This window comes from Sphingomonas sp. CFBP 8765 (genome assembly GCF_014841445.1).
GTDB lineage: Bacteria > Pseudomonadota > Alphaproteobacteria > Sphingomonadales > Sphingomonadaceae > Sphingomonas > Sphingomonas aerolata.
This window is the reverse complement of record NZ_JACYTY010000007.1, coordinates 21,320-36,303: the sequence shown is the minus strand read 5'-3', so window position 1 is coordinate 36,303 and position 14,984 is coordinate 21,320. Positions and strand designations below refer to the sequence as shown.

Sequence of the window (14,984 nt, the reverse complement as noted above, 5' to 3'; positions counted from 1 at the left end):
CGCTCACGGGCCGATATCGATGTCGCGGGCCTCGGCACGCCGCGCCGCCGATCGCTCGAAACCGAGTTGTTCGGCGACGGGATCGTTCCAGCCATAGGGTTCGGTACGGAAGGCGACCTTGCCGGCGTCGCCGACATAGACATTCTCGTACAGCAGCCGCACCGGGATGCGGCGCGGCAGCGGGACAAACTGCATCTCGCCCGACGCCTGCGCGGTCTGCCATGCCTCGGTAACGCCCTGGTCGTCGGCGAGCATCTGCGCGAAGCCGATCGCATCCTCGACGCGGACGCAGCCATGGCTCAGATGCCGCTGGCTGCGGTCGAACAGCCCGGGGGCGGACGTGTCGTGCAGATAGATCGCCTGGTCGTTCGCCATGTCGAACTTGACGAGGCCGAGCGCATTGCTCGGGCCGGGCTGCTGGACGATCCAGCCGTCGCGCAGGACCATGTTGTGCTCCTGCAGATAGGCGTCGTCGACATTGGCCATCTCGCCGTTCTGGATCGACTTCGGCACGGTCCAGGTCGGGTTGGCGACGAGGCGATAGATCGGTGAGGACAAGGCCGGCGTCTCGCGACCGGGTTCGCCGACGATCACCTTGCGCTGATCGACGAGCACGCCATCGCGGTAGTAGCGCAGTTGCGAGGCGGCGGTGTTGACGTCGATCCGCGTCGCCGGGGGCGTCCGTTCGAGCCAGCGCCGCCGCTCCAGCGCCACCGCGAGCGCGCGCGCGCGATCACCTGGTCCGAGATTGAGGACCTTCAGAGTCTCCGGCCCGACGATCCCGTCCGCGGCGATGCCGTAATCGGTCTGCAGCCCCTTCATCGCGTCGGCGATTGCCTGCGTATAGACCGGGGCGCTAGACGGGGTGGCCGGCTGGAGGCCGGCGATGGTCGAGGCGGATTGCGCCAGCGTCGGCGCGGTGACGGGGCCGGGGCCGGGCGTCAGGAGATAACCGCTCTCGACCAGCTGTTCGACGATCGTCGCAACGCGCGGATCGCGGGTGCCGACGCGGATCAGCGCGGCAGCGCCCGTCTGGGCGGGCGCCTCGAGCGGTGCGGGGCCGGCTGGTGCGGTGAGCGCCTTCTCGCTGAAGACGCGATAGGCATCGGACAGCAGGCGATAGTCGGCATCCTGCGGCGCCAAGCTTTCAAGCCAGTCGTCGACCTTGTGCCGCGCGATCGCGGCGACCAGCCCGGTGGCGAGGTCGACGCTGGGTCGCGGCAGGGTATAGACCTGATGCAGCGTCGCCGGATCGACACGGCCCCTTGCCAGTGCACCGGCATAGGCGAGCGCGACACGCGTGCGGGCGACGTCGATATCCGCCGGGGCCGCGTCGGCGGGCAGGTCGGGCAGGAAGGCGACGTGATCGAGCCCGTGACGGCTGCGGTCGCCGAGCGCAGTGTTGAGCGCCGCGACGTCTGCATCCGACCAGAGCGCCCGCCACTTCGCCTTGGTGTAGACCGCGCGGACGGTCGCGTCCGTCACCGCCTGCCGGCTGATGACGACGCCGCCGATCGCAGCGGCTGCAGCGCTCGGCTTGGCAGGGGGCACCGCGCGTCTCGGCGCTGTCTGGGCGGGCTGGGCACCGGCGGCGCCGTTCGTCAGGAGGAGTGCAAGCGGCATCGCGCCGGACGCGAGCCGGGCTCGCAGGGTCTTCACTGTCATCCCTGTTCAACGTACCAGTCGCCGCATCGGCTCAGATCGACGGCGAGATTCCCGCGAACCATGCCGCATAGGGGGTGTTGGCGGCCATGTGGCGATTATAGTCGGGCGACCCGTCATGCCACCAGACCGGGCCGCGTTCGCCCAGCGCATGCTTGGCCGCGTCGACGTCAGCACGTGCAGCGGCGACCGCGTCGGCATCGTCCCGACGTCGGGCCAAGCCGACCGCGCGTCGCGCCGCCATCAGTGCCCGCACCAACTCGGCACGATCGGCTTCGGGCAGCGACGGATCCGCGCACCGCCACAATCGGCCGCGGACGACGAAATAGCGGCCGTCGGGGGTCGCCGGATAGGCCTTGGGGGGCGTGCTGCCGGCCATGCCGCGCTCAGAGCATCTCGAGCGGTTGTGGCGACCGCGGGCGGGGAAACGCCGTGTCGAGCGCGGCAAGATCCTCGGCCGACAGCACGAGATCGGCGGCTGCCCGGTTTTCGCTGACATGCGCCACGCTCGCGGCCTTCGGGATTGCAATCGTCGCGGGACGTTGCAGCACCCAGGCGAGCGCGACCTGCGCGGGCGTCGCGCCGATGTCGCGCGCGATCCGCGCCAGTGCCGGATCGGCGAGGAGCCGGCCCTGTTCGACCGGACTATAGGCCATGACGGGAATGTCGTGACGGTCGAGCCAGGGGAGGAGGTCATGCTCGGGACCACGCCGCGTCAAATTGTACAGGATCTGGTCGGTCGCGCAGTCCTGTCCGCCCGCCGCATGCAGTTCGGCCATGTCCTGGGTATCGAGATTGCTGACGCCCCAATGGCGGATCTTGCCCGCGGTCTTGAGCCGTTCCATCGCCTCGACCGTCTCGGCGAGCGGTACCGACCCACGCCAGTGCAGCAGATACAGGTCGAGCCGGTCGGTCCTCAGCCGCCCAAGGCTCGCCTCACACGCGGCCGTGAGGCGGTCGCGCGAGGCGTTTTGGGGATAGGCCTTGCTGACGAGGAACAGCGTGTCGCGGACATCGTGGAGCGCATCACCGATCAGCGTCTCGGCGGCGCCGTCGCCATACATCTCCGCCGTGTCGATCAGCGTCATCCCGCACTCGACGCCTGCGCGCAACGCTGCGGTCTCGGCCTCGCGACGATCGGCGCGCTCGCCCATCATCCAGCTTCCCTGGCCCAGGGCTGGCACCGTCTCGCCGCCCGGGAGAATCACCGATTTCATCGTCTGCCCCAATCGCTCTGGTCGTCAGGGGTCAACGCCGGTCGGACGCGCGGGATGCGTGCCGCGAGGGTTATATTGCAAATAGTGTATCGGGGGATCTTGCCGCGGTCTGACGCGGGACGTCTCGACAGAAGCGAGATTTCGCGGCTTGAAAATGGCTCCCTGAGTAGGATTCGAACCTACGGCCACTCGATTAACAGTCGAGAGCTCTACCGCTGAGCTATCAGGGAACGTTGCCGGAGGCGGCTCTATAAACGGCCAGTTGGACGATGCAACCCGGTTTTTGTCGATTTCCGCAACAAATTGCGCCGGGGTCGGGGCTATGCTGCGAACTGTTCCATCGTGATGCGGTCGTCGAGCGCGTGCTCGGGATCGAAGAGCAGGGTAAGCTCGCGTGCACGGTCCATGCAGATGTCGACCTGTGCCACGTCGCGGATCTCGCGCTGGTCGGCGACCGCGGAGACGGGGCGCTTGCCGGGGTCGAGCACGCGGATGCCGATCCGGGCCTTGTCGGGCAGGATCGCACCGCGCCAGCGCCGCGGGCGGAACGGGCTGATCGGCGTCAGCGCGACCATGCCCGAACCGAGCGGCAGGATCGGGCCCTGCGCGGACAGGTTGTAGGCGGTCGATCCCGCGGGGGTCGCGACGAGGATGCCGTCACAGGCCAGTTCGGCGAGCACGACGCGGTCGTTGACCGTCACCTCGAGCTTGGCGGTCTGACGCGTCTCGCGAAGCAGCGAGACCTCGTTGATCGCGGGGAGGGTGAGGGTGCGTCCGTCGAGCCCGGTCGCGGTCATGCTGAGCGGCGTGACCTTGAAGGGCTTGGCGCGCGAAAGCCGGTCTTCGAGGCCGTGATGCCGCCACTCGTTCATCAGGAAGCCGACGGTACCCAGGTTCATTCCGAAGACCGGGACCGCGGGCTTGCGCCGTTCGAGCATCGCATGGAGCGTCTGCAACATGAACCCGTCACCGCCGAGCGCGATGACGACATCCGCCTCCTCGGGCTCGACCCAGTCGCCCAGATCGGCAAGCTGGGCGGCGGCGGCCTGTGCCGGCGGGGTGGCGGAGGCTACCAGCGCCCGGCGGACATAGTCGGTCACCCGCCGGTGACGCTCATGTGACGCGCGACAGCGGGGCCCTCGCCCTCGCCGATGCGGAAGTCGTGCCGCTTGGGTTTGGCGTAGAGGCCAGCGTCGATCGCCTCGTCGAGCCCGGCGATGCCGCCGTCGCGCAGCGCACCCTTGAGGTCGACCTGATCGTCATGCCCGAGGCACAGATACAGTTTGCCCTCGGTGGTGAGGCGGACGCGGTTGCAGCCTTCGCAGAAATTGGCGGTCAGCGGCGAGATGAGCCCAAGACGCGTCCCGGTACCGTCGACGTTCCAGTAGCGTGCCGGCCCGCCGGTCTTGTACGCGTCCCGTTCGAGCCGGAACCGGGTCTCGAGATCGCGGAACACGCCGGTTAGCGGGAGGAAGCGATCGGTGCGATCCTCGTCGATCGCGCCGAGCGGCATCGTCTCGATCAGGGACAGGTCGAAGCCCTCGTCGCGGCACCAGGCGAGCATCGGTGCGATCTCGTCCTCGTTGAAGCCCTTGAGCGCGACCATATTGATCTTGATCGCGAGCCCCGCATCGCGCGCTGCCATGATGCCGCCGATCACCTGCGCGACGTCGCCGTGCCGGGTGATGTAGCGGAATCTTTCGGGATCGCGGCTGTCCATGCTGACATTGACGCGTCGGATGCCCGCATCGACCATCGCCGGCGCATGCTCCGCCAGCCGCGTGCCGTTGGTGGTCATCGTCAGCTCCTCAAGCCCGCGGCCGAGATTGCCACCCAGTCGCTTGACGAGATCGCCGACGTCGCGGCGGACGAGCGGCTCGCCGCCCGATAGGCGGATCTTGGTCACGCCGCGCGCGATGAACCGCTCGGCGATGATCGCGATCTCTTCGAGGCTCAACAGCTTGGCGCGCGGCAGGAAGGTCATCGCCTCGGACATGCAATAGCGGCACCGCAGATCGCAGCGGTCGGTGACCGATATCCGCAGATATTTGATCGTCCGCTGATGCCGATCGACCAGCGGACGATCGACGGTTGCGGAGTGGCTCGAAGGGGAGTGAGACGCCATAGCAACAGAGCTAGGTGGTGCAGTGTCGAGCGGCAAGTGCGTTCCAGGATTGGCGACGGGCGATGGGGTGGCTAGGTTGTCGGCGATGACACCGGCCACACTGGATACAAAGGACATGCTGAACAGAACGATGCTGTTCGCATGCTCGTTCCGTCACTTCGCGGAGATCGCTGATATTGCGGTGGCTTGCGGCTGGGATGCGGTGGTCACTGCAACCGCCAGCGGTATCGACCCGGCCTATGTCGAAAGCGGCGCACCGGTCGTGCTGATCGATGCGCGCGGGGCGATCGCGCAGGGGCTGGCGGCGGCGCAGACGATCGCCCCCCGGGTCGCCGAGGATGGCGGGGCGCTGCTGTTCGTGCTGTCGCGCCGCGACTGTACGGCGCTCGACCGCGTGTTCGAGCTGGGGGCTACGCATTTCCTGATCGATCCGGCGAGCGACGGCGAACTGATCCAGTCGCTGCGCTTCGCGGCGCGTCATGTGACGCGCGCGCCAGGCAGGCCGGGCATCGTCGACCGCCGCGACGCGATGGCCGGCGCACGCTTCGGCCGCGATCCGAACCTGGCGCAGCAGTGGATCGCGGCGCGGATCGGCGACGCACAGCCGGTTTCCGTCGTGCTCGTCTCGCTGTCGCGGCTCGACATCGTCAACGCCGCGCATGGTCGGCCCGCGGTCGATTCGCTGATCGAGGTCGCCGTCGAGCGGGCGGAGGCGGTCGCGGCCGAGGCGATGGCGGGCGCGGCGCGCGTCGCGCGTCTCGGCGGCGCGGATCTCGCGCTCGTGGTCGGGGCCGGGGCCGCGGACATCGCCGCGCTGATCGCCGCGCTCGACGAGGCGCTGGCGCGGCCGTTCGCGGTCGCCAACGCGCTGGCGGTGCTCGGCTGCCGGTTCGGTGTCGCGAGCCACCAGCCGGGGGATCCCAGCGATCCGGCGGACGGTGCCGCGACTCTGATGCGGCGCGCGTTCGGTGCGCTCGCCAAGGCCAAGACCAGCGACGGCGCGATGCTGCAGATCGCATCGGCGGCGCACGACATGTCGCTCGATGCGCTGGCGATCGACCTGCACCACGCGATCGAGCTCGACGAGATCGACATCCGCTTCCAGCCGCAGGTCGAGATTGCGAGCGGACGGATCACGGGCGTCGAGGCGCTCGCGCGCTGGGATCACCGCAAGCTCGGGCCGCTGGGCGCGGATGCGCTGTTTGCGGCCGCGGACCGCGCCGATCTGGGGATCGCGCTGTCCGACCATATCCAGCGGCTGGTCCTGGCACGCGCGCTGGCATGGCCCGAGGCGCTGGCGACGCTGCGCGTGTCGCTCAACCTCACCGCGGCGGATATCGCGCGGCCCGGCTTCGCCACGCTGTTCCTCGCGCGGGTCGACGATAGCGGCTTTCCGCGCGGGCGCCTGACCGTGGAGATCACCGAGACCGGGCTGATCGCGGATCTCGCCAGCGCGTCGACGCTGCTCACCGAATTGCGCGGGGCGGGGTGCCGCGTCGCGATCGACGATTTCGGCACGGGCTATTCGAGCCTCGCTTATCTCAAGGACCTGCCGCTCGATTATGTGAAGATCGACAAGGCGCTGGTCCACGACATTGGCGGCAGCCCGCGCGACCGGGTCGTCGTCGCCGGCGCAATCACGATGGCGCGGTCGCTGGGCCTGTCCGTGATCGCCGAGGGGGTCGAGACACGCGAGCAGCTGGAGCTGCTCGCGGCGTGCGGGGCCAGCCTGTATCAGGGCTTCCTGCTGTCCGAACCGGTCGGCGACGCGGCCTTGCTCGAACTGGTGACCCGGACATGAGCCGGGCAGGATCCGCGATGATCGTCGCGGTTGCCGCAGCGACGGCCGTCACGCCCGTACTGGCCGCGCCCGACCGGGCACCCGCGTCGGTGGCGATCCGGGAGGCGATGGCGGCGAGCGCGGCGGGGTGGAATGCGGGCGACCTCGCCCGGTTCGTCGCGGTCTATGCCGAGGATGCGGTCTTCGTGACGCCCAAGGGTCTGGTACGCGGAAAGGCCGCGATAACAGCGCGCTATGCGCCGAGCTTCACGGGCGGTGGCAATACCCGGGGGCAGCTGAGCTTCGTCCCGGCCGAGCTGCGCGGGATCGATCCGACCCACGCCCTGCTGGTCGCGCGCTGGACGCTGACCGGCGCGACCTCGACCGAGACGGGGATGACGACCTTGCTGTTCGAGCGGCGCGGCGACGCATGGAAGATCGTCGCCGATCACAGCAGCTGAGCGCGGCGGCGCTCAGCCCGCCGCCTTTGCCAGCCCCTTCGACAATTGCAGCGCGCCGTGCAGCCGTGCCTTGGGATCGCCCCAGGCGCGCTGGAGCACCAGCTTGCTGTCGGGCCGCAGCCGCGCGACGCCGTTGAGCCGTTCGACATAGGCGAGCAGCTTGTCGATATTGGGCGGGGTGTCGTTGTGGAACGACACGAGCACGCCGCGCGGACCGACGTCGATCTTCGACACGCAGGCACGTTTCGCGTTCAGCTTTATCTCGATGACCTTGATCAGGTTCTCGGTCGCGTCGGGCAGCGGGCCGAAGCGATCGATCATCTCGGCGGCGAACGCCTCGATCTCCTGACCCTCCTCGAGCTCGTTCAGGCGGCGATACAGCCCCATGCGGAGGTCTAGATCGGGGACATACTCCTCGGGGATGAGGATCGGTGCGTCGACCGTGATCTGCGGCGAGAAGTCCTTCGGGCGTGCGGAGGCGAGACCGCCGGACTTGGCGTCCATGATCGCCTCCTCGAGCATCGCCTGGTAGAGTTCGAAGCCGACCTCCTTGATGTGCCCGGTCTGCTCGTCGCCGAGCATGTTGCCGGCCCCGCGGATATCGAGATCGTGGCTCGCCAGCTGGAACCCGGCGCCGAGCGAATCGAGATCGGACAGCACCTTCAGCCGCTTCTCGGCGGTCACTGTCATCTGCCGCTCGGGCGGGGTGACCAGATAGGCATAGGCGCGCGTCTTCGAGCGGCCGACGCGCCCGCGTAGCTGGTATAGCTGGGCGAGGCCGAAGCGGTCGGCGCGGTGGACGATCATCGTGTTGGCGGACGCGATGTCGATTCCGCTCTCGATGATCGTGGTCGAGACCAGCACCTCGAACTTTTTGTCGTAGAAGGCGGACATGCGCTCCTCGACCTCGGTCGGCGACATCTGGCCGTGCGCGACGACGAAACGGATCTCGGGCACCTGTTCGCGCAGGAACTCCTCGATCTCGGGCAGGTCGGCGACGCGCGGGGTGACGACGAAGCTCTGCCCGCCGCGATAATGTTCGCGCAGCAGCGCCTCGCGCAGGACGACGGGGTCGAACGGCATGATGTAGGTGCGCACCGCGAGGCGATCGACCGGCGGGGTCTGGATCACCGACAGCTCGCGGATGCCCGACATCGCCATCTGCAGCGTGCGCGGGATCGGCGTCGCGGTCAGCGTCAGCATGTGGACGTCGGCCCGGAGCGCCTTCAGCCGCTCCTTGTGCGTGACGCCGAACCGCTGCTCCTCGTCGACGACGACAAGGCCCAGCCGCTTGAAGTCGATATTCTTCGCCAGCAGCGCGTGCGTGCCGATGACGACGTCGATCGTGCCGTTCGCCAGCCCCTCCTTGGTCGCCTTCGCCTCGCTCGCGGTGACGAGCCGCGAGAGGCGGCCCATGTTCATCGGGAAGCCTTCGAACCGGCTGACGAAGTTGTTGTAATGCTGGCGCGCGAGCAATGTCGTCGGGCAGACGATCGCGACCTGCTTGCCGCCCATCGCCGCGACGAACGCGGCGCGCAGCGCGACCTCGGTCTTGCCGAAGCCGACATCGCCGACGACGAGCCGGTCCATCGGCTTGCCCGCGGACAGATCGGCGAGAACCTCCTCGATCGCGCGGTCCTGATCCTCGGTCTCCTCATAGGGGAAGCGATCGACGAAGCTGGGATAGCCGCTGGCGTCGGGTTCGAGCACGTCGCCGGGATGGAGCGCGCGCTCGGCGGCGGTCGCGATGAGCTCGCCCGCAATCTCGCAGATCCGCTCCTTCATCTTCGACTTGCGACGCTGCCAGCCTTCGCCGCCCAGCTTGTCGAGCGATGCGCCTTCCTCCGACGAGCCGTAGCGCGAGAGGACGTCGATATTCTCGACCGGCACGTAGAGCTTGTCGCCGCCGGCATAGCTCAGTGCGACGCAGTCGTGCGGGCTCTGGCCGACGGGGATCGAGGTCAGCCCCTCGTACCGGCCGATGCCGTGTTCGGTATGGACGACGAGATCGCCGGGCGTCAGCGTCGCCAGTTCGGCGAGGAACGCGTCGGCGGATTTCTTGCGCTTCTTGCGGTGGACGAGGCGGTCGCCGAGCATGTCCTGCTCGGTGAGGACGGCGACACCGGGCGCGGTGAAGCCGTGGTCGAGCGGGAGGACGACCAGCGCGACGCCGAAGCTTTTCGCGGTATCCGCGACGCCGAGCGCCTCCTGCCAGGTTTCGGCGTGCTTGCCGCCTTTCAGTCCGTGATCGGCGAGCAGGCTTCCCAGACGTTCGCGTGCGCCGATCGAGTAGCTGGCGAGGATCGGCTTGCGGCCCTGCTTGCGTAGTTTCTCGACGTGATCGGCGACGGCTTCGTAGATGTTCGCCTGTGCGGCGCGTTCGGGGCCGAAATCGCGCGGGCCGTCGACGTCGAAGTCGAGCACGGTGGCGCTGGTCGGCTCGTGAAAAGGCGTGACGACATGCGCGGTGGCGGCGTCGAGCGCGACGGACCAGTGCGGCGCGTCGAGATAGAGCGCGGTCGCACCCAGCGGGCGATAGCTGCCGGGCTGCGCGGCTTCGGCGCGCCGGCGATTCGCATAGTAATCGGTGATCGATTCGAACCGGCTCTCCGCCGCGGCGCCGACCCCGCTGTCGCGGACGACGACGTCGTCACCGCCGAGATGGTCGAACAGCGTCGCCATCTTGTCCTCGAACAGCGGCAGCCAATGCTCCATGCCGGCGATGCGGCGGCCGTCCGAGATCGCCTGATACATCGGATCGCCCGTCGCGGTCGCGCCGAACGCGTCGCGGTAGCGCGTGCGGAAGCGCTTGATCGACTCCTCGTCGAGCAAGGCTTCGGAGGCGGGGAGCAGGACGAAGCCGTCGATCCGGCCGGTGGTGCGCTGGTCGGCGGCGTCGAAGGTGCGGACGCTCTCGATCTCGTCGCCGAAGAAGTCGAGGCGCAGCGCATGGTCCTCGCCCGACGGGTAGAGATCGACGATCCCGCCGCGGACCGCATATTCGCCCTGGTCGTGGACGGTGTCGGTGCGGACATAGCCGTTCGCCTGAAGCAACGTGGCGAGCGTATCACGGCCGATCCGTTCGCCGGGCGCGAGGCGGGCGACGAGCTGGCGGACGCGGAACGGGGTCAGGACGCGCTGGGTCGCCGCGTTGACCGTGGTGAGCAGGAGTTGCGGGCCCTTGGGCTTGGCCTGCAGGCGGTGCAGCGCGGCGACTCGCTCGGCCATGATCCGCAGGGTCGGCGAGGCGCGGTCGTAGGGAAGGCAATCCCAGGCGGGGAAGCTCAGCACTTCGAGATCGGGCGCGAAATAGGCCGCGGTCGAGGCGATCGCGCGCATCGCCGCATCATCGGGCGCGATGAACACCGCGCGCGTCTTCGCGGCGCGGGCGAGGTCGGCGAGCAGCGACGGCTGGAACCCCGATGGCACGCCCGACAAGGTGAGCGGGGTGGTCGCGGAGAGGATCGTGTTCAGATCTGGCATATTCGCTTCTCGTTCCCCGGCGAAGGCCGGGGCCCAGTTGGGAAGGCAATCGTAAAACAGGTTTTGACGTCAATCATTGACGTCCCCCAACTGGGCCCCGGCCTTTGCCGGGGAACAGTGTCTCGGCGTTACTTCACGACCGTGACGTAGTTGATGTCGCGCATCGCCTGCATCATCGGGCCGTCCCATTCGGGCGGGCAGGGAATCGAGCCGATCGCCCAGCCCATGATGTCGACGTCCTGCTGTTCGAGCAGTGCCTCGAACCAGTCGAGCTGCTCGGGCGTCCAGCTGCGGCCATAGGTTTCGAAGAAGCCGCCGATCATCATGTCGGCTTCGCGCGTGCCGCGGTGCGAGCTGCGGAAGCCGAGGCGCTTGAGGCGGGTTTCGTGGTCCATCATATCTCCAACGCCGATTGACCGGCGACCCGCTGGCGGCGGGCGTCGGCTGGGCTATAGGGGGCAGATAGTCATGCGACCCGAAATCCTCAATCCGCTGTTCGCCGAAACCCTCGTCCTGAAAGGGGTGGGGCCTGCGCTCGCCAAGCCGCTCGACCGGCTCGGGCTCGCGCGTGTCGTCGACGTCGCCTTCCATCTGCCGACCGGCTATGTCGATCGGGTGCCCCGCACCGAGCTGATGTCGAGCGATGCCGGGCGGATCATCGTCATCACGCTGACCGCGCGCGAGTATCGCGTCAGCGCGGGGCGTGGCCCGACGCGGGTGCAGGCGACCGACGAGCATGGCAACTATGTCAGCCTCGTCTTTTTCGGCGGCAGTTCGGGCTGGGCGAAGAAGCTCCTCCCGATCGGCGAGGCGAAGCGCGTGTCGGGGCGGCTCGACGAATATGGCCAGGAACTGCAGATCGTCCATCCCGATATCGTCGAGCAGGACGAGGAGTTGCGCGAGCGCGAGCCGATCTATCCGCTGTCGGAGGGGCTGACATCGCGGCGGCTGGCGGCGCTGACGACGCAGGCGGTCGCGCGGGCGCCCGATCTGGCCGAGTGGATCGAGCCGGGGCTGAAGGCGAAACGCGAATGGCCGGGCTGGCACGAATCGCTCGCGCGGATCCACGCCGACCCGTCGGATGCCAAGGCGCGCGAGCGGCTGGCCTATGACGAGGTGTTCGCCAACCAGCTCGCGATGACGCTCGTCCGGGCTGATACCCGCAAGCGGCGGGGGCGTGCGCTGCATGGCGACGGGCGGCTGCGGGGCATGCTAAAGCTGCCCTACACGCTGACCGGCGCGCAATCGCGGACGGTGGGGGAGATCGAGGGTGATCTTGCGCAGACCGCGCCGATGCTGCGGCTGCTGCAGGGTGATGTCGGCTCCGGCAAGACTTTGGTCGCGGCGATGGCGATGCTGATCGCGGTCGAGGCGGGGGCGCAGGCGGCGATGCTCGCACCAACCGAGATTCTCGCGCGCCAGCATTACGAGACGCTCAGGAAGACGCTCGCCGGGCTGCCGATCGAGGTCGGCGTGCTGACCGGGCGCGACAAGGGGCGCGTGCGAGAGGCGACGCTGATGGCGCTGGCGAGCGGCGAGATCGATATCCTCGTCGGCACGCACGCGATCTTCCAGGATGCGGTCGCCTATAAGGACCTTGCGCTGGTGGTGGTCGACGAGCAGCATCGGTTCGGCGTCGCGCAACGGATGACGCTCCAGGCCAAGGGGATCGCGCCGCCGCATCTGCTGGCGATGACCGCGACGCCGATCCCGCGCACGCTGACGCTGGCGCAATATGGCGAAATGGACGTCAGCCGGCTCGACGAGATGCCGCCGGGCCGCCAGCCGATCGAGACACGGGTGATTTCGGAGGATCGGCTCGACGACGTGGTCAATGCGCTCGGCCGGCATCTCGCCGACGGCGGGCAGGCCTATTGGGTGTGTCCGCTGGTCGAGGAGAGCGAGAAGAGCGACCTCGCGGCCGCGGAGATGCGCGCGGAGACGCTGCGTGCGCGGTTCGGCGACAAGGTGGCGCTCGTCCATGGCCGGATGAAGCCCGCCGAGAAGGACGCGGTGATGGCCGAATTCTCCGCCGCGCGCACCGCCGTGCTGGTCGCTACGACGGTGATCGAGGTCGGCGTCGACGTGCCCAATGCGACGCTGATCGTGATCGAGCATGCCGACCGCTTCGGCCTGGCGCAGCTCCACCAGCTGCGCGGTCGGGTCGGGCGCGGGAGCGGGCGGTCGATCTGCCTGCTGATGCGTGGGAGCTCGCTCAGCGAGACGTCGCGCGCGCGGCTGGCTTTGATGCGCGAGACCAATGACGGGTTCCGGATCGCCGAGGAGGATCTGCGGTTGCGCGGCGCGGGCGAACTGCTCGGCACGAAGCAGTCGGGCGAGATGGCGTTCCGGCTCGCGACGCCCGACATGATGGCCGACCTGCTGCAATGCGCGCATGACGATGCGCGGCTGCTGATCGATCGCGACGGCGGGCTGGAGGGACCGCGGGGGCAGGCGGCACGCACCGCGCTGTACCTGTTCGACCGCGATGCCGGGGTCGCGTTGCTGCGATCGGGCTGACGGGCGGTCCGGTCAGCCGGTCCGGAGCATCGCCGCGAGCATGCCGTAATAGGCCTTGGGCGGGATCGTCCGGTCGAACGCGCAGCCGATCCGTCCGCCGAGCGACCAGCGGACGTGCGCAAGGATGTCACCGACGATCGGCATGCGGACGTGGAGCCGCTCGCCGGCGTCCAGATCGCCGTCGCAACGCGCCATGAGGCCGCTTGGCGAGACGTTGACCAACGTAAGCCTCAATTCGGTGCCTGCGCTGTCTGCCGCACGCGTGCGGTGCATCACTTCGTCGCGCGGCTCAGACCGCGTCTCGTGCCTAGACGTCGCTTGGTTCGGCATTGGTCAGTCCCCGCTGTGCCCCGGTCGAGGGCTAGGCCGACATCATGAAGCCCGTGCCACCAAGCATCCCTAACGCAGTGTTCATGACCGTGCCGGTCCGGCGGGTCAGCCGGGCAGCAGCATTCCGTGACGCTTCTTGCCGAGGCTGAGGCGGACCGGCGCGGCGACGGGGATCGTGGCGGCGGGGTCGCGCAGCGGTTCGCCGTCGACGCGTACCGCGCCTTCGCCGATCTTGCGTCGCGCCTCGCCATTCGATGCGACGAAGCCGAGCCCGACCAGCGCCTCGACGACGCCGATGCCGGTCCCGGTGCAGGTCAGGCTCGGCAGGGCGTCGCCCGACGCGCCTTCCGCGAAGGTCTTGCGCGCGGTCTCGGCCGCCTGCTCGGCGGCGTCGCGGCCGCGGCACATCGCGGTTGCCTCGTTGGCGAGCACGACCTTCGCGGCGTTGATCTCCGCGCCTTCGAGCGCCTCGAGACGCGCGATCTCGTCGAGCGGCAGGTCGGTGAACAGCCGCAGGAACCGGCCGACGTCGCGGTCGTCGGTGTTGCGCCAGAACTGCCAGTAATCGAAATGCGGCAGCTGATCCTCGTGCAGCCAGACCGCGCCCGACATCGTCTTGCCCATCTTGCCGCCGTCCGCGGTCGTGATCAGCGGGGTGGTGACGCCGTACACTTCGGTGCTGTCCATCCGGCGCGAGAGCTCGATGCCGTTGACGATGTTGCCCCACTGGTCCGAGCCGCCCATCTGCAGCCGGCATCCGGCGCGGCGCGACAGTTCGAGAAAGTCGTAGGCCTGGAGGATCATGTAGTTGAATTCGAGGAAGCTCAGCGACTGTTCGCGGTCGAGGCGGAGCTTCACCGAATCGAAGGCGAGCATCCGGTTGACCGAGAAATGCTGGCCGACGTCGCGCAGGAACGGGATATATTCGAGCGCGTCGAGCCACTCGGCATTGTCGAGCATCACCGCGTCCGTGGGGCCGTCGCCGAACGTCAGGAAGCGTTCGAAGATGCGGCGGATCGAGGCAACGTTGGCCTTGATGCCGTCTTCGCCGAGCAGCTTGCGCGCCTCGTCCTTGAAGCTCGGATCGCCGATTTTGCCGGTGCCGCCGCCCATCAGGACGATTGGCTTGTGGCCGGTCTGCTGAAGCCGGCGGAGCAGCATGATTTGGACGAGGCTGCCGACGTGCAGCGACGGCGCGGTCGGGTCGAAGCCGATATAGCCAGGTACGACCTGCTTGCCCGCGAGCGCGTCGAGCGCGGCGGCGTCGGTCATCTGGTGGACATAACCGCGCGCGGTCAGCGTGGTGAGCAGGTCGGACTGGTAGGTCATGGAGGAGCCACTAGCAGCGGTTGTGCGGTCCGTCATCCCGGCTGCGCGGTCGTCGTCACGGCCCGACGTCATCGCAT

Annotated in this window: 12 protein-coding genes and 1 tRNA gene; 3 read left to right on the top strand and 10 right to left on the bottom strand. The window is 68.5% G+C overall.

Features of this window, described 5'->3' with window-relative positions:
* Positions 1-3 precede the first annotated feature (3 nt).
* The 6 genes from IFT87_RS16355 to moaA all read right to left on the bottom strand — a co-directional run bounded on the left by IFT87_RS16355 (position 4) and on the right by moaA (position 5,004).
* On the bottom strand, positions 4-1,659 hold the full coding sequence (locus IFT87_RS16355; protein ID WP_342211177.1) for a L,D-transpeptidase family protein: 1,656 nt from the start codon (positions 1,657-1,659) through the stop codon (positions 4-6).
* A gap of 37 nt (positions 1,660-1,696) precedes the next feature.
* Entirely contained in the window at positions 1,697-2,041 is a 345-nt protein-coding gene (locus tag IFT87_RS16350) for a hypothetical protein (protein ID WP_192191257.1), read from the bottom strand.
* A gap of 7 nt (positions 2,042-2,048) precedes the next feature.
* Positions 2,049-2,879 carry an aldo/keto reductase gene (locus IFT87_RS16345; RefSeq protein WP_084215215.1) on the bottom strand — a complete coding sequence of 277 codons (831 nt, stop codon included), beginning with the start codon at positions 2,877-2,879 and terminating at the stop codon, positions 2,049-2,051.
* 155 nt (positions 2,880-3,034) lie between these two features.
* Positions 3,035-3,109: transfer RNA gene (locus tag IFT87_RS16340), tRNA-Asn, on the bottom strand.
* A 90-nt stretch (positions 3,110-3,199) separates the two neighbouring features.
* The gene (locus IFT87_RS16335; RefSeq protein WP_037530723.1) at positions 3,200-3,979 is read right to left on the bottom strand and encodes an NAD kinase; all 780 of its coding nucleotides are present in this window, start codon (positions 3,977-3,979) and stop codon (positions 3,200-3,202) included.
* On the bottom strand, positions 3,976-5,004 hold the full coding sequence (gene moaA / locus IFT87_RS16330; RefSeq protein WP_052149209.1) for a GTP 3',8-cyclase MoaA: 1,029 nt from the start codon (positions 5,002-5,004) through the stop codon (positions 3,976-3,978). The genes IFT87_RS16335 and moaA overlap by 4 nt, the downstream gene beginning before the upstream one ends.
* 115 nt (positions 5,005-5,119) lie before the next feature.
* Here moaA and IFT87_RS16325 point away from each other — a divergent pair, with 115 nt between their 5' ends.
* On the top strand, positions 5,120-6,805 hold the full coding sequence (locus tag IFT87_RS16325; protein WP_249403399.1) for an EAL domain-containing protein: 1,686 nt from the start codon (positions 5,120-5,122) through the stop codon (positions 6,803-6,805).
* A 17-nt stretch (positions 6,806-6,822) separates the two neighbouring features.
* The gene (locus IFT87_RS16320; RefSeq protein WP_084215058.1) at positions 6,823-7,245 is read left to right on the top strand and encodes a YybH family protein; all 423 of its coding nucleotides are present in this window, start codon (positions 6,823-6,825) and stop codon (positions 7,243-7,245) included.
* A 12-nt stretch (positions 7,246-7,257) separates the two neighbouring features.
* Here the strand turns inward: IFT87_RS16320 and mfd are convergent, their stop codons facing one another.
* Together mfd and IFT87_RS16310 are read right to left on the bottom strand one after the other, a co-directional pair.
* Positions 7,258-10,728, bottom strand: a complete 3,471-nt coding sequence (gene mfd / locus IFT87_RS16315; protein WP_192191256.1) for a transcription-repair coupling factor — start codon at positions 10,726-10,728, stop codon at positions 7,258-7,260.
* Positions 10,729-10,856: 128 nt separating this feature from the next.
* Complete coding sequence (locus tag IFT87_RS16310; RefSeq protein WP_031395519.1) at positions 10,857-11,123, bottom strand: FAD assembly factor SdhE; 267 nt, start codon at positions 11,121-11,123, stop codon at positions 10,857-10,859.
* 73 nt (positions 11,124-11,196) lie between these two features.
* Here IFT87_RS16310 and recG point away from each other — a divergent pair, with 73 nt between their 5' ends.
* Positions 11,197-13,248, top strand: a complete 2,052-nt coding sequence (gene recG, locus IFT87_RS16305; protein ID WP_037528820.1) for an ATP-dependent DNA helicase RecG — start codon at positions 11,197-11,199, stop codon at positions 13,246-13,248.
* A gap of 12 nt (positions 13,249-13,260) precedes the next feature.
* Here recG and IFT87_RS16300 read toward each other — a convergent pair whose 3' ends face one another.
* Positions 13,261-13,578, bottom strand: coding sequence for a PilZ domain-containing protein (locus IFT87_RS16300; RefSeq protein ID WP_031439643.1), 318 nt, complete (start codon positions 13,576-13,578; stop codon positions 13,261-13,263).
* 105 nt (positions 13,579-13,683) lie between these two features.
* Complete coding sequence (tyrS, locus tag IFT87_RS16295; RefSeq protein WP_031439642.1) at positions 13,684-14,907, bottom strand: tyrosine--tRNA ligase; 1,224 nt, start codon at positions 14,905-14,907, stop codon at positions 13,684-13,686.
* Positions 14,908-14,984 lie beyond the last annotated feature (77 nt).